The organism is Microbacterium sp. CH12i, assembly GCF_000685355.1.
GTDB lineage: Bacteria > Actinomycetota > Actinomycetes > Actinomycetales > Microbacteriaceae > Microbacterium.
Genome location: NZ_JHET01000006.1, coordinates 323,585 through 342,067, shown reverse-complemented (window position 1 = coordinate 342,067; position 18,483 = coordinate 323,585). Strand labels below are relative to the sequence as shown.

The 18,483-nt window shown below is 64.4% G+C and carries 13 protein-coding genes, 1 tRNA gene, 1 other RNA gene and 4 pseudogenes; 8 read left to right on the top strand and 11 right to left on the bottom strand.

Annotation, left to right across the window (positions count from 1 at the left end; genetic code table 11):
- Positions 1-46: 46 nt before the first annotated feature.
- The 6 genes and pseudogenes from DC31_RS08115 to ffs form a co-directional block, all read right to left on the bottom strand.
- Positions 47-540, bottom strand: a pseudogene (locus DC31_RS08115) (NAD(P)-binding oxidoreductase).
- A gap of 73 nt (positions 541-613) precedes the next feature.
- Positions 614-1,833, bottom strand: a pseudogene (locus DC31_RS08110) (acetate/propionate family kinase).
- A pseudogene (gene pta / locus DC31_RS08105) lies at positions 1,830-3,951 on the bottom strand (phosphate acetyltransferase). Before pta ends, DC31_RS08110 begins: the two co-directional pseudogenes overlap by 4 nt.
- Before the next feature lie 24 nt (positions 3,952-3,975).
- Positions 3,976-4,590, bottom strand: coding sequence for a hypothetical protein (locus DC31_RS08100; protein WP_036278776.1), 615 nt, complete (start codon positions 4,588-4,590; stop codon positions 3,976-3,978).
- Positions 4,587-5,189: a rhomboid family intramembrane serine protease gene (locus DC31_RS08095; RefSeq protein ID WP_051606605.1), complete on the bottom strand. Its 603-nt coding sequence runs from the start codon at positions 5,187-5,189 to the stop codon at positions 4,587-4,589. Before DC31_RS08095 ends, DC31_RS08100 begins: the two co-directional genes overlap by 4 nt.
- A 49-nt stretch (positions 5,190-5,238) precedes the next feature.
- An RNA gene (gene ffs / locus DC31_RS17590) (signal recognition particle sRNA small type) lies at positions 5,239-5,335 on the bottom strand.
- A gap of 82 nt (positions 5,336-5,417) precedes the next feature.
- Here ffs and DC31_RS08090 point away from each other — a divergent pair.
- The 6 genes from DC31_RS08090 to DC31_RS08065 all read left to right on the top strand — a co-directional run bounded on the left by DC31_RS08090 (position 5,418) and on the right by DC31_RS08065 (position 12,846).
- Entirely contained in the window at positions 5,418-5,918 is a 501-nt protein-coding gene (locus DC31_RS08090; RefSeq protein WP_036278773.1) for a DEAD/DEAH box helicase, read from the top strand.
- A complete protein-coding gene (locus DC31_RS08085; protein ID WP_152545372.1) occupies positions 5,915-6,997 on the top strand; it encodes a hypothetical protein in 1,083 nt (360 codons plus the stop codon). The genes DC31_RS08090 and DC31_RS08085 overlap by 4 nt, the downstream gene beginning before the upstream one ends.
- Positions 6,994-8,337, top strand: coding sequence for a DEAD/DEAH box helicase family protein (locus DC31_RS08080; RefSeq protein WP_036278769.1), 1,344 nt, complete (start codon positions 6,994-6,996; stop codon positions 8,335-8,337). Before DC31_RS08085 ends, DC31_RS08080 begins: the two co-directional genes overlap by 4 nt.
- 90 nt (positions 8,338-8,427) lie before the next feature.
- Positions 8,428-9,405, top strand: coding sequence for an AAA family ATPase (locus DC31_RS08075; protein WP_036278767.1), 978 nt, complete (start codon positions 8,428-8,430; stop codon positions 9,403-9,405).
- Between the two features lie 11 nt (positions 9,406-9,416).
- Entirely contained in the window at positions 9,417-10,613 is a 1,197-nt protein-coding gene (locus DC31_RS08070; protein ID WP_036278765.1) for a DUF58 domain-containing protein, read from the top strand.
- Positions 10,603-12,846 (top strand): transglutaminase family protein, encoded by a 2,244-nt coding sequence (locus DC31_RS08065; protein ID WP_051606602.1) that lies wholly within the window; start codon positions 10,603-10,605, stop codon positions 12,844-12,846. The genes DC31_RS08070 and DC31_RS08065 overlap by 11 nt, the downstream gene beginning before the upstream one ends.
- Before the next feature lie 28 nt (positions 12,847-12,874).
- Here DC31_RS08065 and trhO read toward each other — a convergent pair whose 3' ends face one another.
- Both trhO and DC31_RS18105 read right to left on the bottom strand, forming a co-directional pair.
- On the bottom strand, positions 12,875-13,774 hold the full coding sequence (gene trhO / locus DC31_RS08060; RefSeq protein WP_036278929.1) for an oxygen-dependent tRNA uridine(34) hydroxylase TrhO: 900 nt from the start codon (positions 13,772-13,774) through the stop codon (positions 12,875-12,877).
- On the bottom strand, positions 13,660-15,108 hold the full coding sequence (locus tag DC31_RS18105; RefSeq protein WP_235201398.1) for an LssY C-terminal domain-containing protein: 1,449 nt from the start codon (positions 15,106-15,108) through the stop codon (positions 13,660-13,662). The genes trhO and DC31_RS18105 overlap by 115 nt, the downstream gene beginning before the upstream one ends.
- Positions 15,109-15,224: 116 nt before the next feature.
- Between DC31_RS18105 and DC31_RS08050 the strand changes: the two genes are divergently transcribed.
- Positions 15,225-15,312 (top strand) — tRNA-Ser (locus DC31_RS08050).
- A 29-nt stretch (positions 15,313-15,341) separates the two neighbouring features.
- Here DC31_RS08050 and DC31_RS08045 read toward each other — a convergent pair.
- Complete coding sequence (locus tag DC31_RS08045; RefSeq protein ID WP_036278763.1) at positions 15,342-15,950, bottom strand: GNAT family N-acetyltransferase; 609 nt, start codon at positions 15,948-15,950, stop codon at positions 15,342-15,344.
- Positions 15,950-16,588: a phosphatase PAP2 family protein gene (locus tag DC31_RS08040; protein ID WP_051606598.1), complete on the bottom strand. Its 639-nt coding sequence runs from the start codon at positions 16,586-16,588 to the stop codon at positions 15,950-15,952. The genes DC31_RS08045 and DC31_RS08040 overlap by 1 nt, the downstream gene beginning before the upstream one ends.
- Positions 16,589-16,660: 72 nt before the next feature.
- Here DC31_RS08040 and DC31_RS16920 point away from each other — a divergent pair, with 72 nt between their 5' ends.
- Positions 16,661-16,993: a cupin domain-containing protein gene (locus DC31_RS16920; RefSeq protein ID WP_051606596.1), complete on the top strand. Its 333-nt coding sequence runs from the start codon at positions 16,661-16,663 to the stop codon at positions 16,991-16,993.
- Between the two features lie 26 nt (positions 16,994-17,019).
- Here the strand turns inward: DC31_RS16920 and DC31_RS08030 are convergent.
- Positions 17,020-18,248: pseudogene (locus tag DC31_RS08030) on the bottom strand (multidrug effflux MFS transporter).
- Positions 18,249-18,483: the final 235 nt, after the last annotated feature.

Genomic DNA, 18,483 nt, shown 5'->3' with positions numbered 1-18,483 from the left:
TGGCGCAACGCACCCCGGGGTAAGCCCCCGGCCAAGGTCGCACCTCTCAGATTGAGAGACCCACCGAGGTGTTGCCGTAGATCTCGGGTTGCTCGAGCGCTTTCACCAGGAAATCCGCCACGCACGCACGCGGAATCGGACGCGCCATCGCTGGCATTCCCGTGAATGTCTCCACGTAATCCGGAACAAACGCGCCATTGCCCAAGGAGGTCGGACGTGCGACCGTGAGGTTCATCCTCGCGGACTCATAAAGATCGAGCGCCGCACGGTGATCGGCGAGAGCGTGGCGCAGGACCAGAGCCACGCCCTTTCCGATGACACCGGTGAGTTCGTCATCGACCCCCATCGAGCCGCAGTAAGCGACCCGGTCCACGCTGCCCTTTCGCATGCCGCTGACAATATTTCGCGCCATGCGCTCAAGTTCGTCAGACTTCTTCAGCGCACGAGACGAGGCGAGCGCGGTGATGACCGCGTCGTGCTCGGCAGTTCGAGTTTTTCAGGTGTGCGAACGAACGCCGTCACCTGATGGTCTGCCTGCATCGCCCGCCGCATCGCATGCTGGCCGACGCCGCCGGTCGCCCCGAAGATGATGATCTTCATGCTGTCCTCCGATTCAGACGAGGCTGAGCGCCTGCCGGGCGATCTCGAGCTCCTCATCTGTAGGCACCACGAGCACCTCCACGGATGACGATTCTGCGGAGATGCGCCGGATGCCGTGGCCGCGGGCTTCGTTACGTGCTGGGTCGATCTCCACGCCGAGGAACCCCAGAGTTGCCATGGCGTCTGCGCGTACCCGTGCGGCGTTTTCGCCGACGCCGGCCGTGAACGAGATCACATCGACCCCGCCGAGCTGGGCGATGTACGCGCCAGCGTAGGCGCGGAGGCGGTGAACGTATACGTTGAATGCGAGGGTCGCTGCTTCTTCGCCCGCATCGACACCGGCGAGGATGTCACGCATGTCGCTGCGTCCGGCGAGCCCCTTCAGACCGCTGCGTGTATTCAGCAAGCCATCGATCTCATCGATCGTGTAGCCCGCGACGCGAGAGATGTGTACGAGCGCTGCCGGGTCGATATCGCCGGAGCGGGTGCCCATCACGAGCCCTTCGAGAGGAGTGAGCCCCATCGACGTTTCTACCGAGCGGCCACCGTCGATCGCGGTGACCGAGGCACCGTTGCCAAGGTGAAAGACCAGCTGACGGAGCGAGCCGAGGTCGCGACCGAGAAAGGCTGCGGCTTCTTCACTGACATATTTGTGACTCGTGCCATGGAAGCCATACCTGCGCACCCGATGCTTGGCCGCGAACGCCGCATCGATCGCGTACGTGTACGCGCGGGCGCCAGAGTCTGGTGGAACGCGGTATCGAACACCACGATGTGCGGGACACCCGGAAACTTCGCTCGTGCTGCACGGATACCTGCGAGGTTGGCCGGGTTGTGCAGAGGTGCCAGCACCTCGAGTTCACCGATCGACTGCTCGACGGCATCCGTCACGAGAGTGGGGGCGAAGAACCGAGCCCCGCCGTGCACGACTCGGTGGCCGACCGCGACCGGATGGTGCTCGGCGAGAATCGGGCCATAGGCGTCGAATTGTTCGAGCATGACCGCGAATGCCTCATCATGGTCGGCGATCGTGCGCTCACTCTTACGGGTGGCGTCCAGCACGGTCGGTGCAGGCTCGCCATCAGCGACTCGACGAACGGTATGCGAGATCGAGCTGACATCCTGACCGATCCGGTCGATGAGCCCCTCACCGAGAGGGCGCTCGTGTTCCATATCGATGAGGCTGTACTTTAGCGAGGATGATCCGCTGTTAATAACCAGGACGACGCTCATTCGGCCCGCTCCACTCCTTGCGCCTGAATCGCTGTGATCGCGACTGTGTTGACGATGTCATCCACGAGGGCTCCCCGGCTCAGATCGTTGATCGGCTTGTTCAGCCCCTGCAACACGGGACCAATCGCGACGGCGCCGGCCGAGCGCTGCACGGCCTTGTATGTGTTGTTGCCGGTATTGAGGTCCGGGAAGATGAACACTGTCGCGCGCCCGGCGACGGCCGAGTCTGGCATTTTCGCCTTTGCAACCGCTGCGTCGGCTGCGGCATCGTACTGGATCGGTCCCTCGACCGGCAGCTCTGGAGCGCGTTCGCGCACGAGGGCGGTCGCCTCTCGCACTTTTTTCGACGTCGGCGCCGGTGCCCGACTCTCCCGTCGAGTACGACAGCATCGCGACTCGCGGCTCGATGCCGAACTGCGTCGCCGTCGCCGCTGAAGAGATAGCGATGTCGGCGAGCTGGATGCTGGTCGGATCAGGGACCACCGCACAGTCGCCGTACACGAGCACTCGATCGGCGAGCGCCATGAGGAAGACGCTGGAGACGACGTCCACGCCCGGACGTGTCTTGATGATCTCGAACGACGGGCGGATCGTGTGCGCCGTCGTGTGCGCGGCGCCGGAGACCATGCCGTCGGCGAGCCCCAGGTGCACCATCATGGTGCCGAAATAGGAGACGTCGGTCACGGTGTCTGCGGCCTGAGACAGGGTCACGCCCTTGTGCGCGCGCAGCCGTGCGTACTCCTCAGCAAAGCGCTCGACGTACTCGGGGTCCGTCGGACTGATGATCTGCGCGGCCGCGATATCGATGCCCAGCTCCGTAGCGCGCTCGCGAATGTCGCTCTCCTCGCCGAGGATCGTGAGGTCAGCGACATCCCGCGCAATCAGGGTCGCGGCGGCCCGCAGGATGCGATCATCCGCTCCTTCCGGAAGCACGATGTGCTTGCGGTCGGCGCGGGCACGTTCGATGAGCCCGTACTCGAACATCAGCGGCGTGACGACGCGCGACTCAGCAAGCCCGAGCTGGGTGGCGAGCTCGGTGATGTCGACGTGGGTCTGAAACAGGCCCAGGGCACGGTCATAGCGGCGACGCGAATCGGCGGCAAGACGCCCTCTGGCACCCATCACCCGCACGGCGGTGTCGTACGTGCCGTGGTCGGTCGTGATGATCGGCACGGTCGGTGCGAGCCCGTCGAGAAGCCGCTCGATCGGCTCTGGCAGCGGGAACGGTCCGTTCAGGATGATCGCGGCGATCGACGGGAAAGTGCCGGCGGCATCGGCGAGCAGTGTGGCAAGCAGCACCTCGGTGCGGTCGGCCGGGATTACGACGACGGCGTCTTCAGTCAGACGAGGCAGCACGTTCACCATCGACATGCCGGCGACGACGACACTGAGCACCTCGCGGGTAAGCAGCTCAGGGTCGCCCTTGACGAGCGTGCCGTCGACCGCCGACAGGATGCCACGAATCGAAGGCGCCACGAGCGTGCGATCCTCTGGGATCGCCCACACCGGCGTCGACTCGGACTGCACGGCACGGACAGCGTCGAGGGTCTGCTGCAGTGCGTCGGGGTCAGCGCGGTTCGCGATGACGGCGAAGAGCTCTGCGCGCTCTTCGTGTAGCTCAGCGAACGCGAGAGCGGCCATCTGGCCCACCTCCGCAGCGGTGCGAGGAGTAGAGGTGCCGAGCTGTTCGGCCCTGGCCTGCTGGTCGCGGCCGCTGAGCACCAGCAGCACCGGTGCTCCAAGATTCGCGGCGATACGAGCGTTGTAGCCGAGCTCTGCAGGGGCGGCGACATCGGTGTAGTCACTGCCGATAATGACGACCGCTTCACACTGTGACTCGACAGCTTTGAAGCGCGAGACGATGGTTGACAGTGCGCGCTCTGGATCGTCGCGCACATCGTCGTAGGTGACGCCGATGCAGTCGTCATAGTCGAGGTGCACGCCGTCGTGTGCGAGCAGCAGCTCAAGCACATAGTCGGGTTCGGCGGACGACCGTGCGATCGGGCGGAAGACGCCGACCCTGGGCGTCACGCGGATGAGCGCATCGAGCACGCCCAACGCGATCGTCGACTTGCCGGTGTGTCCTTCGGCCGAGGTGATGTAGATGCTCCGTGCCACGTTGTCAGCTTAGGCCGGGTCAGCTCAGGCCGGGCACGGCCCGGAGAGCGCGTCGACGATCGTCGTCGCGTCGTCCTCGAATCTTGCGTAGTGCTCGCTGTCGGTGTTGATCTGCACGTCGTGGATCGCGTGCGACGGCGTCATATCCTGCCAGCCGGTGAGCCGCCCGAGGCGCTCGTAGAAGAGCGCGGCGGCACTCGCCGGATCCATCCTGGTCTCGACGCTCCCCCACCATTCCTGTTGCTGAAACAGCCCGATGCTCGTGGTGCGGGAGCCATCGGGGTTTTCTACCCCCGAGGTCTCCCAGTCGCCGTAGCCAATGTTGTGCAGTGTGCTTTCACCCATGGCTGCCATGACGCCGATGACCTGCCCGTCGTGGTCGAATCCCTGCACGGTCGCCGTGCGCATGATGGTGGCAGCGTTTTCCAGCTGGTCGCCCTTCCAACCAGCGATGCCCGACGCAGGAAATGAGGCAGGTTCGTCGACGCAGAGCGCGAGAGGGTCGCGCGACGCCGCGAGCGGTACGAGCACGGCAAGCAGAACGGTAAGGGTCAGCGTGCCCAATATCAGGATGGCGGGCCATGCGGAACGTGTGCGGCGTCGGCTCTTCCGCGTGCGGCGGGTACGGGTGGTGCTCACGCCGGGCGATCTTTGCGTTGACGCAGGCCTGTCAGCGCGGCGATCGCACCGCCGATCGCACCGAATACGTGCGCCTGCCAAGAGACGCCCGCGCTCGCGCCGAAAATACCCGTGAACACTGAGCCGCCGTACAACACGATCACGATGAAGGCGATCAGCGCGTAGGCGACGCGATGCGCGATCGGCTGCGGAGAGAACACCCGCACGACGATGTACGCGAAGTAGCCGAACACAAGAACGGATGCACCGACCGTGAGGGTTCCGGGAGTATTGAGAAGCCAGGTACCCGCACCGCCGACGAGCGCCGTAGCCGCCGTCACGAGCCAGAATCGACCTGCGCCTTCGACGGCGACGAGGCATCCGAGCACGAGGAAAGGCAGGGTATTTCCGATGAGGTGCGGCCAGCCGGAATGCAAGAGCGGACCGAGCACGAGCCCCTGCAGACTCCCCAGATCCCAAGAGCGCAGGCCAAATCCGGTGAACGAGCCGGGCAGGATGGCGTCCAGAAGCTGGATCGCCCACATCAGGGCGAGGAGCGCTACCGGCGACGCGAAGCGCACAAAAGCGCTCGAACGATCAGGGGCAACGGAAGTGCTCACACCACGATCCTCGCAGGCCAGGCTGGATGGTCGGCCCGAATCCGGGCAAAGAAAAGACCCTCCGCGCACCCAGCAGAGCCCGGTTACCCTTGCTACGTTTCCGTCCTGGGGGAATTGGCCTGGATGCTGCCACGCGGAGAGCCTCGAACAGTCTACCCGGCCTGCGACGGAAGGAAGAACCGACGCCGGATAGGCTCTGAAGACTGATTCCGATGCGACAGGGGGCACATGAATCTGCCCAGTGGTGATCTGCCCATTGATACTGCGCCGTTGACCTCCTGGCACTTCACTGGAACGTTGCGGACCTATCAGGCCGAAGTTCTCGCGCAGCTTCCCACTTCCGGCGGCGAACCGCTGCACGTCGTCGCCCCGCCGGGATCCGGCAAGACTCTGCTGGGTCTGCTGCTCGCCGCACGCGAGGGACATCGCACGCTGGTGCTCGTCCCAACAACAACCATCCGGCACCAGTGGCTGCGGGCTGCACGCGAAATCGCTCCCGATCCTTCCTCCGTCTCAGCCGACCCTGCACGCCTCGCCGACGTCACGGTACTCACCTATCAACTGCTGAGCGTTACCGGCGATGGCTCCCCATTTGAGGATCTCGCACGCGCCAGCTGGGTCGACGAGCTGATCGCCTCAGGACGCAGTGAGGTGAATGCAGAAACATGGCTCGCCGAATTGGCGGTCGACAATGCGGCGAGGTTCCGTAAGGGCATCCGACGCGCGTGAGTCGCCTGCGGAGCAGATTTACCAGACAGCATCCCGATGACCTCGCGCGTGTCCTGCATCAGAATGCCGTCGAGTTGATGGATGCGATCGTCGAAGCCGGCATCGAGACGATCGTGCTGGACGAGTGCCATCACCTGCTTGATCATTGGGCGTTAGTTGTGGCGTACCTCGCTGGGCGAATTCGCGAGCGCGGCGGCACAGGCCTACTGATCGGACTCACCGCGACCTTGCCCTCGCCGGACGATGAGACCGAGTTCGAGAACTACGACCAGCTCCTCGGCAAAGTGGACTATGAAGTCCCCACTCCCGCCGTCGTGAAGGAAGGGCACCTCGCACCGTACCGAGACCATGTCTGGTTCACCGAGCCCACCCCTGCGGAAGCGGGGTTTATCCGGCACCATGAGGGGCTGCTGTACGAGCTGATGTTCCAGGTGCTCTCCACACCGGACGGACTCTCATACCTGGAATCCCAGTTGCTGCCCGCCAGCGGGGAGGACGAGGATCCACTCGTCCAACTTGACCGAGCCCTCGCCGAAGATTTCCCCCTCACCCGCTCCTGTGCCGTGGTGTTGCGCGAGGTCGCCCCGCAGCACCCCCTCGTCGCTGCCCTTCCGACGACGCTCTTCGACCGATGCAGCACCGATGACCTCCTCACCGTGCTCTCGCGCTTCGCGCACACTCGGCTGCTCTCCGATCCCGACGCGCAGAAGCAGTGGGAGTACGTGCGCCGGTCTCTCGCGGACTTCGGGTACCACCTCACCGATCGCGGTATCCGGCGCGGTCGAAACCCGGTGGAGACAACGCTTGCGTTCTCAGCGGCAAAAGACCATTCGGCCGTCGAGATCCTGCACAGGGAACTCGCGGGTCCCGATGCCAACCGCATCCGCGCAGTGGTCGTGACCGATTTCGTGGTGCACGGCAACCATCGCGGGCAATCCGGGGATGACGCGGCCGGCGCTCTGCGCGTCTTCGACCTGCTCGCACGCGACCAGCTGACCGCACGGTTAGCCCCGGTCCTCGTCACTGCACAGCATTTGCGCGTGCGCGACGCCGACGCGGCGCGATCGCAACGGCATTGACTGATCTGCTCGGCACGGCTGTCGAAATCACCGACGATTACGGCCCCACCCGTGAGCTTCGAGTGCCCGGCGTGGGAAGCGGCCGGGTCGTTGCGGCGGTGTCTGAGCTGATCAGCCGGGGCCGCGTTCGTCTACTGGTCGGCACTCGCGGCCTGCTCGGAGAGGGATGGGATTGCCCCGCAGTAAATACGCTCATCGACTTGACCGCAGTTGCGACGTCATCCGCCACCCAGCAGCTGCGCGGCAGAACCCTCCGGCTTGATCCGGCCTGGCCAGAAAAAGTTGCACACAATTGGTCGGTTGCCTGTCTCATCCCCGCCGACGTCGCGCTCGATGACGCTGCGGAACCGCGTCGCCTGCGCCGAAAGCACAGCTACCTATGGGGGTTGAGCGCCGACGATGATGCCCTCATCATCTCCGGCCTCGGAAACGCGCTGCCGGCCGCAGCCGAGACCGCCTTGGACCGGGTGCTGGGCAAAGACCCGACGGCCACCATTGACGAAATCAATCGGATCACCGAGTCCTGGCTACCCACCAGAGCGCAGACGCGCATAGATTGGCGGATCGGGCTGCCCTACGTGTCCGGCGAACGGGATGTCGTATCGGTGCGGCGCACTCAACGCACCGCACCGCTGTTCCGCACTGCCCCGGCAATCGCCACCGGCGCGATAACCCGGTTCGGCTTCGGCACCCTCGGAATAGGCACGCTCACCATGATGCTGAGCGAATGGGGCATCATCGAGATCATGCCCGTTGCGGGCTTCGGCGTCGCGGCCGCGGGCGGCCTGGCCATCGCGGCGATCTCGGCCGTTCCGGTGTGGACTCGCGCCCTGCGTAGCCACACTCGGCCGGCGGAAACCTACCGTGCCGCGGCCGTCGCGATCGCGCGAACCCTGTATGAATCGCGAAAGATCGGCCCTTTCGACGAGAGCGCGATCACTGTCCACAACGAGACGGGGGACGCCGGGGGGATCCGCATTGAGCTCGCTGGAAGCGAAGCCGATCGACGATGCATCGCAGATGCGTTGCAGGAGCTCTTTTCACCGGTTCAGAATCCGCGGTTTCTGTTGCGCATCGACCGTGGAGCAACACGAGGATTCGGATCGATGGCACAGCTCGCCGATCGACTCTCCCCCGGTAGGACACTCCTCCCGGTCCCCCGCATGATCGGTCGCCGACGCGCGGATGCCGAGCAATTCAGTGAACACTGGGGTCGAGCGGTCGGACGCTGCACACTCCACGAGCTTCGCGGCTTCGAAGGAGCGGCCCTGCTCCGTGTCGCGCGAAGTACGCAGAGCCACATTCATCCGACCGAGCCGCGCGCACGAATCTGGGGCTGACATCGGCTACAGCGCCTGAACGTTCCAGCCCGGAGCACCTGCTCGCAGGTTACGATCGAATAACACCCAACGGAGGGCGAAAGGCAGCGCATGAAGCACACCAAGCCCGAGATTACGGCCGAGCAGTTCGCCGCGCAGACCTCCGCCATCCTGGCATCGATCGGCGAAGTGATCGATGGCAAACCGGATGCCGTGCGCAACGCGCTGGTGTGTCTGCTCGCCGAAGGACACCTCCTCATCGAGGACGTTCCAGGGGTCGGAAAGACGATGCTCGCTCGCGCACTGGCCGGCAGTGTGGATGCCACGGTCCGCCGCATCCAGTTCACCCCTGACCTCCTCCCCAGCGACGTCACCGGCGTCTCGGTGTACAACCCGATCGATCGCGAGTTCGAGTTCAAGCGTGGCGCGGTGTTCGCCCAGATCGTCATCGCCGACGAAATCAACCGCTCTTCCCCGAAGACGCAATCGGCACTGTTAGAGGCGATGGAAGAGGGCCAGGTCACCGTCGACGGTCACACCCATCCGTTGCCGAACCCATTCCTCGTCGTTGCGACCCAGAACCCTCTCGAGATGGAGGGCACGTACGCGCTCCCCGAAGCGCAGCGGGATCGCTTCATGATGCGCATTTCGATGGGGTACCCGGATGCCGCAGCCGAAGCCCTCATGCTTCGTCAACGCGACAGCGTGAACCCGCTCGCAGCGATCACTCCGGTGGCAGATGCCGCGGCAATCGCCCGGATGATCGGCTGGGCTCGTGCTGTACACGTTTCCCCCGCGATCGAGGAATACGCTGTGGCCCTTTCTCAAGCCACCCGCACTGATCCGAACCTGCACCTGGGCGCTAGCCCCCGCGCGACGCTGCAGCTCGTGCGGGCAGCGAAAGTATGGGCGGCTCTGGATGGCCGGGAATTCGTGATTCCGGATGACCTGACCGCACTGCTCATACCTGTTTTCGCCCATCGGCTGCTTCCCGCACGTGGCGTGCACCGCGCCGGAACACAGCCCGTGGAGACGGCGCTGAGCCAGATCGTGGAGCGCGTACGCGTTCCACTCGTCGCAAGAACCTGACGACACCGATCATGCGTCGCCGTCGCTTTCTCACCTACCGTGGCGCAGCCGCGCTGTTGGCGGGGGTGGCGTGCGTGATCGCGGCGAATCTGATGGCAGCACCGATCATGCTTTACGTCGCGATGCTGCTGTTCCTGCTCGTCATCCTTGCGGTGATTGTCGTTCAGGTTCCTCGGCGCAGCGGCGCAGTGACGAGGCGAATCTCCACTGATCTGCTGACAGTCGGCGAAGAATCGCAGGTCGATGTGCGCTTCGATCTGCGGGCGCTGCGCATCCCCAACGGCATCTGGCACGACCGGCTTCCCTCAGCAGTGGCTGGCGAGGCGAGCGGCGAGTTCCCCACCGAGAACGGCACGCGCCTCCGCTACGAGATCACCGGGGTGCGGCGTGGAGTCTGGGCCATCGGGCCGCTGAGATTGCGCACTATCGACCCCTTCGGATTCGCCCAGCGCGAGCAGGAGTTCGGCGAGACGCGCACGGTCACCGTCGTTCCCGAGGTCGTACCGCTCGCTCCCCTGAGCAGCAACGTCGGTGCTGCTGGCGGCACCGCCCACACCTCGTCAACCCGGCTCGGTCAGGGCAGCGACAACCTGTCGCCGCGTCGATATGTATCCGGCGACTCGATGCGGCGCATCCACTGGCGCGCCACAGCACACCGGGGCGATCTGATGGTGCGGCAAGAGGAAGAGGAGTCCAGCCCGGACGCACTCGTCGTGCTCGATCGCACCGCACGCCGGTGGGATCGAATCACTGATCACGCTGACCCGACCTTCGAGACCGCTGTTTCGGCCTGCGCCTCAATCGCACTGCACCTGGTGAACGAGGGTTACAGCGTCGATGTGCTCGATTCCGCAGGTACTGTACTCGGCGCACTCCGCGGCCACGAAGACGATCGCGACAACCTGTTGGTCGCACTGGCGCTGGTGGCTCCGCAGGGCGAGGGACGCGACATCGTCACTCTGTTTGACGGCACTCCGCCGGGACCGCTCGTGCTGATCACTGGTCAGCTAGAAGAGGACGATGCCGCACTGCTGCGGCACGGTGGGGCCACAGCCCCCATCATGCTCGTAACCGACCCTCTGCCCGGCGCAGTGGATGCCGCCGCTGCCCTTGGCTGGTCCTCCGCGCAACTCACCGACGACGTCGCGTCCGCCTGGGAAGACGCACTGCCCTCGAGAATGGCGACCGGCGGTGGCCATGTCGTCTGATGAACGGCGCGGGGATGCGTCAACGAATGACACTGCGTGGGCAGACGGGGCCGATGAGCGACGAGGGCGCACTCTGGCCGCAGGATTACTCACCGCTTGCGCCAGCTTTGTTGCGCTGTGGCCGTACACGTCGGTTATCGCTGCGGGAAGCTGGTCGCTTGCCTGCTTGGGCGTCGTCATCGTAGTCGCGGTCAGCGGGATATTCGCGCGACTGTCACGAGTAAGTCGGGTCCTTCGCGGTTTGTGGCCGCTGCTCATCCAAGTACTCGCCGCGATGTGCACGCTCACGCTTGTCGTTCTGCCGCAGGGCGCCTTCCTCGGCATCATCCCCACCGGTACGACGATTAGTTCACTCACCTCTCTCGCTGCCGACGCATTTTTACAGGTGCAGTCCGGTACTGCCCCACTCGACGCCACACTGGCGCTGAGCGCCATGCTTGGCATCGGGTTCGCGGTGGTCTCCATCCTGCTTGATCAGCTCATCGCGGTTCGCGTCACGCTGCTCGCCGTTCTCCTCGTCGCCGCAGTCGGGGCATTACCGATGATCGTCACGCTGGGAGAGGCGAACATCCCCTGGTTCGTGATGCTGGCCGTGCTGGCGCCGTTCCTTTTGCGGCACAGCATCCGTCATGATCGACGCACACCGCGCCGGACATCGCCGGTCGTTGCGGTCGGGATCGGCGCGGCGGCGATCGTCGTCGCGCTCGTGGTTACACCCGCGCTGCCGGTCTCCGCTACCTGGATCGGCGCGAGCGGCAGCGTCGCGCTCAACCCTTCACTCCGGCTCGGTGACGATCTTCGGCGACCGGCGCCATTCGATGTCATCACATTGGCGACCAGCGAGAAGGCGGCTCCGTATCTGCGGATCGCGACGCTTTCGCGTTTCGACGGACGAGTCTGGCAGCCCGATGAAGGCGACGTGCAGCCGTTGGCGGACGGCTTCGGAGAAGCAGACTGGTCGCAAGACATCGCCACGATCGATCGACGCACCTCTATCCGCGTCAACGGCATCTCCAGTTCACGGCTGCCGGTGCCCTACCCCGCGACGAAGATCGTTGGCGCCGCGACAGCATGGGATGTGATGCCCCTCAATCGCACTGTTGTTTCGGAATCACAGGAGGCACGGGGCGAGGACTACACCGTCACCGCCTCGACCGTGGAGCCGACGCTGGAGCAGATCAGGGCCGCCGACGCCGTGTTGCTGGCCGCTGATGCACGTGTCAACGACGAACTTCCCCCGGTCATCGCGGCGACTGCTCTTGAGGTGACCGCTGGCGCGGAGAACGACTACGACCGTCTTATCGCTATGCAGGATTGGTTCCGCGCCCAATTCAGCTATTCGTTGGATGCCCCAGTGGAAGGAGGCTTCGACGGCACCGGAGCTGAGGCGGTGGCCGCGTTCCTTGACGCGCGAACGGGATACTGCATCCACTTCGCCGGCGCCTTCGCGCTGATGGCGCAGTCCCTCGACATGCCGGCACGGATCGTGGTCGGCTACCTTCCAGGGCGACTGTCAGACGAGAAGCGCGGGGACGACTTCATTTATGTCGTCAGCAGCGACCAGCTGCATGCCTGGCCAGAAGTGCGATTCGAGGGCATTGGCTGGGTGCCGTTCGAGCCGACCGTCTCTCTGGGCGTACCGACCGAATTTCAATCAGAGGCCACGGCTGGCGGATCGGTTTCCGGACCGACTGATACTGCGCCGAGTGCGGCACCGTCGGCAGAAGCGACGACCGCACCGGAGCTCGACCGAAACCAGAACGACTCATCCACCGCGGATGGTGAGCTGCAACGACTCGATCCCACGCCAGTGGCGCTTGTGACACTCGGCTTGCTTCTCGTCGTGCTGCTTCCGGCGTTGACGCGGACGGCGCTGCGGATGCGGCGCCGCGCACGAGCGCACGGTGGTGATGCGGCGAGCGCATGGCGTGAGCTGCAAGCCACCATGATCGATCTGGGTCTGCCGGTGTCAGAGGCAGATACTCCACGCGTTCGCGGCGCGGAACTTCGTGAGCGGGGAGCGGATGTCGCGGCGGTGCACGTTCTGGTCAGCGCGATCGAGCACGCGAGCTACGCACGTTCCGCCGAACAGTCAGGTGATCTGTCGCGGGCCCTCGCTCGCGTGAGCGTAAACCTTCGCCACAGTGTCGATGCCCGGACGCGCGTGGCCGCGCTTTTCCTGCCGCGATCGCTGCTCGCCGTCGACACATTGCGTGCACCCGCCCGGTCGTAGGCGTTGCGCTCGACAGGTGCGGCGCTGGTCAGTCGACGGATGCCGCCGCGTGGACCTCGCACGGCACGGCATCGCAGTTCTCGCAGACGACGAACTGGCGTCGGCACGAGGAGTCAGGACAGTTTGCGGTCCGGTTGGTGTGCGCACCGCATCCGACGCACTCGCCGATCACGGCGGTGTGATCACTGAAGTCGACCGAGCCACGCTTGTCGAACACGTACAGCGAGCCATCCCAGAGCCCATCGTCACCGAAGCGTTCCCCGTAACGAACAATGCCACCGTCGAGTTGATATACCTCCCCGAAACCGCGTGCACTCATCAGACTCGACAACACTTCGCAGCGAATGCCGCCGGTGCAGTAGGTGACGACGGGCTTGCCCTTCAGATCGTCGTACGCGCCGGAGTCCAGCAGTTCCACGAAGTCACGCGTGGTCTCGGTGTCAGGCACCACCGCACCTCGAAAGCGGCCGATCTCCGCTTCCAGGGCATTGCGCCCATCGAAGAACACGACGTCGTCTCGTGACTGGACGAGTTCGTGGAGCTCATCCGGGCTCAGTCGGGTGCCGCCGCCGATCACACCGTTCTCATCGACCTTCAGCTCCCCCGGAGCACCGAACGAGACGATCTCCTCGCGCACCTTGACGCTGAGCTTCGGGAAGTCGAGGCTGCGGCCCTCGTCGTCGAGGCCTGTGCCTTCGCTCCATTTGATGTCGGCATCCTTGAACGCGGGGTATGCGCGAAACGAGCGCAGCCATTTCTTCAGCGCGGGCAGGTCTCCGCCGAGGGTGCCGTTGACGCCATCCTTCGAGATGATCAGGCGCCCGCGAAGGCCGAGCGCCTCACCCAGGTCACGCTGCCACAGCTTGATCGCCTCGGGGTCAGCGAGTGGCGCGAACGCGTAAAAGAGAACGATCTTGGGGGTGGCCATCCTGCGATTTTACGCGCCTCAACGGCTTCCGGCTCAGCGTGCCGACGTTTGCGTCGCGCCCACGCACCCGAAGATTCGCTGGAAAGCGCGAGAAGCGCGATGCATTGCACCGAGGCGGTCAGCAGAGTCCAATCCAGGCCCAGTACGGCCGTGCCATCCAGATAGTCGATCGCCATCAACAGGATGCTGATGACCAAAAGCGCCATCAGTACTGCTCTCGCGCGCCTCCCCCGCCGAAGCACCTGCACGGCCATCAGTAGCTGAGCCAGCACCATCGCCGCATAGATGCCCAGCACGACGATGATCGCGATCACGCCCTCTGAGCCTTGAGTGCGCAGAACCTGCCACACCTCACCATCACCAAATACGTCGATCAGCTGGATTGCGGCAACGAGAGCGACGATCGCCACCGCAACGATGGTCGACAGTGGGGCACGGGCTGCCACCGATGTCGACGACCGCGCGGCCTCAGTCGCCAGGGTCTGCTGGGTACCGTCATCGGACACGTTCAACAAGTCGATAATCGGCAGGTCACCGTCGGTGATGAACTGATCCCCACCGCCGTTGCGGGAGTGATATCCAGTGGTGAAATCGCGCAGTATGCGCACTGAGACCTCGGGGTTCGCGCCCTGCGTTGATGCGACGACGTAGTCACGTTCAACGTCGGTATTCTGATCAATCCGATGGGTGACCTGCAGGGTGAAGAACGAAATTCCTACGTCCGTGTCATAGGTGCCAGCCCCCAGCCAGCCGACCTTCGCTCCGCCGGGGAGGAGCCATCCTGGCGGGCAGTGCCAGAACCGCACATGATGACGCTGTTTCGGGTTGCCCGCGACTTCCTGCTGGTACGCGATATCGTGCCGCCGGCCGAAGAGCATGAGCGGCGATACCGGAGCAGTCGGGTAGCTTCGGCGGGTCAATGTGGACGTGATGATCCGCCACGTCGACGCGGCGGTGATTTCATCGGCACGGTGCCAACCAGCCACTGTCATCACCTGGTCGAGCTGTGCGGCCGAGCCGTCGACAGCAAGATTGACCGGGTCACCGAGCAGCCCGTCAGCGGTTCGAGTGCGTCCGAAGAAGTAGTCGGGAACATAGAGGTCAGAGAGCATCCGGTGCAGCCGCGGCAGGATGAGGTAAGCGAGAATCGCCCACACCGGAATGAACCAGAACAGCGCCCAGGGCGTGCGCACTCCCTGGATGGCGATAATGGCGGCGAGCCACAGCGCTGCTGCAGCGCCCGCCAAGAACGCGATCCGATCGAACAGCGTCGCAGAGGGCAGCGGCTGCTGCATCTGCAGCGCCCACCGACGACGTGTGTGGCTTTCCGTCACGCCGACTCCCCTCAACGATTTCGAGTGTCTCCACTCTAGAGCCGCCCCTCGCTGGCCCGTCACTCGAGTGGCTTGGGGTGCGCGCCCAATCGGATAGGATGGACAGGTTGTTCCCTGGTGACGTGTCCGAGCGGCCGAAGGAGCACGCTTGGAAAGCGTGTGTTGTGCAAGCAACCGAGGGTTCGAATCCCTCCGTCACCGCCAAAGATCGAAGGCCTCGCTATGCGGGGCCTTCAGTCGTTTACGCCGAACGTCACGCCGTAGCTCTTCCCGCCGTCAGCTGTCGGGAGCCGTTCCATTCCCAGGCGTTCATAAAATGCGGCAGCGCCGATGTTCGCGGGATCCATCCCGAGATGCAGGCCCCGCACTCCACGGTGCTTGAGCTCGGCGAAGAGAGTTTCAATCAGCCGACGACCGAGCCCCTGTCCTTGAGTCTCTGGGAGCAGATCAATATGCAGGTGCGCGGGATACTCCCCCGCGTTCGGCTCGCCGTCGCGGCCTCTTCCGTAGGCGTAGTCGATCATCTTCTCTTCGCGCGAATCCGGCAGAGTCGGCCGAGGAAAGCGCTCGACGAACTGCGGCCACCATTCATCGCGGAACCACTGTTCGAAAGCATCCGTGTCGTCGGTGGCGACGATGTATCCGACCACCCGACCGTCGTCCGCCTCGACCACCCAGGCGAGATCCGGATGCCGTTCGGCATAAGGAACCGCGAACAGCAGACCCCACAGGTCATCATCACTGAACAGTCCCCTCGCGTCTGCGCCGGCATCCGCTGTGCGCACGCAGATGTCGAAAAGCGCCGAGCGATCAGCAGGGCGGTAGGGCCGGATACCGCACATCAATCCAGCGCAGCCAAGGGCTCAGCGGGCTTCGGCCGTAGGTGCAGCCAAGGCAGCAGCAGCGCTGCGAGCAGAAGTACGGTGGCGATGCCAGCGAGCGCACCGCCGATCGTGTCGCTCAGCCAGTGCACCGACAGCAGCGTGCGGGAGAAACCCATCGCCAGCACCCACGCCACACCGACAAGCACGGTCCACACGCGAGGAAGCAGCAGGCAAACGACCGCAGCAATGGTCGCCGCATTTGCCGTATGGCCCGAGGGGAACGAACCGTAATCAGAAAGCACGAGCATCTCCCCCGGACGAGCGCGTCCGAAGAGGTGCTTCAGAAGTTGCACGATTCCCGCACTGACGATGAACGCGAGCAGTGCGAAGAGCGCGGCACGCCAGCGCCTCAGAATCAGCAGTATTGCCGCAATCGCCAGCGGAATAGCGAACGTCGCAACCCATCCGCCACCGATGAAGTTGAGAACGTACGCGAAACCGACCAAGAACGCCGAGCGCACCTGTCCCATCACTTCGTTCCACCAGATATCTAGTGCTGTCGCGTCGAATCCGAAGACACCGGAAATCGTCGCGCCGAGCACGACGGCGAGCACCAGGGCCCCGAGGCCCCACCACATCAGCGCTTGTCTCGTCATCCACTCATTGTGCCTGTATTCCCGCCGTATGATTCAGATGACGCGGCCGAAGGCTGCGGGAACGGAGTCGCCGTGATCAGTGAACACAGCCAACTCATCGCCGCTGGCATCGATGAGCTTGCCGCCCAGAACCCTTTCCGGGAGGGACGAGTCACCCCGGACAAGCTTCTGGATGGGCCCGGTTTCAAGCTGCGACACCTCGCGTTCGATGCGGGCGTGGTGATGAAAGAGCACTCTGCTCCCGTGCCGCTGCTCATCCAGGTGGTGGCCGGACGAGTGCTGCTGCGCATCGAAGACGCTGAGCATATTCTGCTGCCTGGAGCAGTTTTCTACATCGCTCCGAAGGTGCTCCATGAGGTCGAGGCATCCGACCCCTCGCGCCTGCTGCTCACGCTGATCGGCTGATCGGCGGATCGGCCGGATCAGCCGGATCAGGGAGTCAGCATCGCCACGGTGCGCGGGCGAACGATCAGCCAGAGCGCAAGGATCGCGACGACCGAACAACCCACCATCACCACGGCCATCGTCGTCGCTGTGATCCCAGCGCCGGCCGAGATCAGCCCGACCACCGGAGAGATGATCGCGGCCACGCCATTGTTGCTTGCGCCGAGGATCGACGCCGCAGTCCCGGCTGCCTTCCCGTGCCGGTCAAGGGCGAGCACCTGCATGCATGGGAACGTGAAACCGCAGGCGGTCATGAACACGAACAGGGGGATGACGGTGCCCCAAAGGCCCAGCCCCATCTGATCGGTGACGATGATCGCGGACCCTGCCACCAACAGCATCCCGGTCGAAAACGCCAGCACCCATTGGGGCCCAAATCGCGCAGCGAGCCGTGACGCAGCCTGCACGCCGATGACGAGACCGAGCGAGTTCGCAGCGAACAGCAGCCCGTACTGCTGCGCGTTCAATCCATGCAGCTGCTGGAACAAGAAAGGGGAGGCGGAAAGATACGAGAACAAGCCAGAAAACGTCATCCCACCGATGACCAGCACGCCGAGAAAGACTCTGTCGCTGAGCACGCTCTTGTAGCGCTGCCACACGGTTGTCGTGGCTTGGTCCTGACGACGGGCCTTCGGCAGTGTCTCCGGGATGAACACGATGGTTGAGACGAACATGACCGCGCCGTAGCAGGCGAGCACGATGAAGATGCCGCGCCATTCCATGACTTCGAGCAGCGCCGATCCGATCAGCGGCGCGACGACTGGAGCAACACCCGAAATCAGCGCGAGGCGCGAGAGCATCACCACAAGACGACGACCACCGAACAGGTCGCGGACGATGGCCATGGCCACAACGCCGCCCGCGGCTGCTCCGATTCCCATCAGCACGCGTGCGGCGCTGAGAAGGAGGAGATCCGGGACGACCGCCGCAGCGATGCTTGCGAGCACATGCAGAGCGGTGACGACGATGAGCGGCATCCGCCGGCCGATCTTGTCGCTGAGCGGCCCCACGACAAGCTGGCCGACCGCGAAACCGATCATGGTGCCGGTGAGCGTGAGCTGAATCGCCGTCGCGTGGTGTTGAAGTCTGCTTCCAGCACAGGGAAAGCGGGCAGGTACAGGTCGATCGTGAACGGCCCGAGCGCTGTCAGCGCTCCGAGCAGGATGATGTAGAGCGTGCGGCGACCGGTCGAAATCGCGTCGCCGGGGTGCAACATGATCGGTGCCGTCGCAGGATTCGCTCCGAGCGTGCGGATCGCCGCGGTGGGCGTGCTGGTGCGAAATGTGCCGGTGATGGCACGGATGCTGCCGGTCTGTGTCCGTTCAAGATCAGAGGTCCGTTCAAGATCAGAGGTGCGATCAAGGTCGGAAGTGCGATCGGATTCGGGCGTGGGGACGTCAGGCTCGGATGAATCGTTCAAGATCCCTCAATGCTAGCGCCGCGCGACCTCC

What these genes read in the sequence shown, in the direction of transcription:
- DC31_RS08090 (WP_036278773.1), top strand. Translation starts at nt 5,418, where the DNA reads ATGAATCTGCCCAGTGGTGATCTGCCCATTGATACTGCGCCGTTGACC.
- DC31_RS08075 (WP_036278767.1), top strand. Translation starts at nt 8,428, where the DNA reads ATGAAGCACACCAAGCCCGAGATTACGGCCGAGCAGTTCGCCGCGCAG.
- DC31_RS08070 (WP_036278765.1), top strand. Translation starts at nt 9,417, where the DNA reads ATGCGTCGCCGTCGCTTTCTCACCTACCGTGGCGCAGCCGCGCTGTTG.
- DC31_RS08065 (WP_051606602.1), top strand. Translation starts at nt 10,603, where the DNA reads ATGTCGTCTGATGAACGGCGCGGGGATGCGTCAACGAATGACACTGCG.
- trhO (WP_036278929.1), bottom strand. Translation starts at nt 13,774, where the DNA reads ATGGCCACCCCCAAGATCGTTCTCTTTTACGCGTTCGCGCCACTCGCT.
- DC31_RS08045 (WP_036278763.1), bottom strand. Translation starts at nt 15,950, where the DNA reads ATGTGCGGTATCCGGCCCTACCGCCCTGCTGATCGCTCGGCGCTTTTC.
- DC31_RS08040 (WP_051606598.1), bottom strand. Translation starts at nt 16,588, where the DNA reads ATGACGAGACAAGCGCTGATGTGGTGGGGCCTCGGGGCCCTGGTGCTC.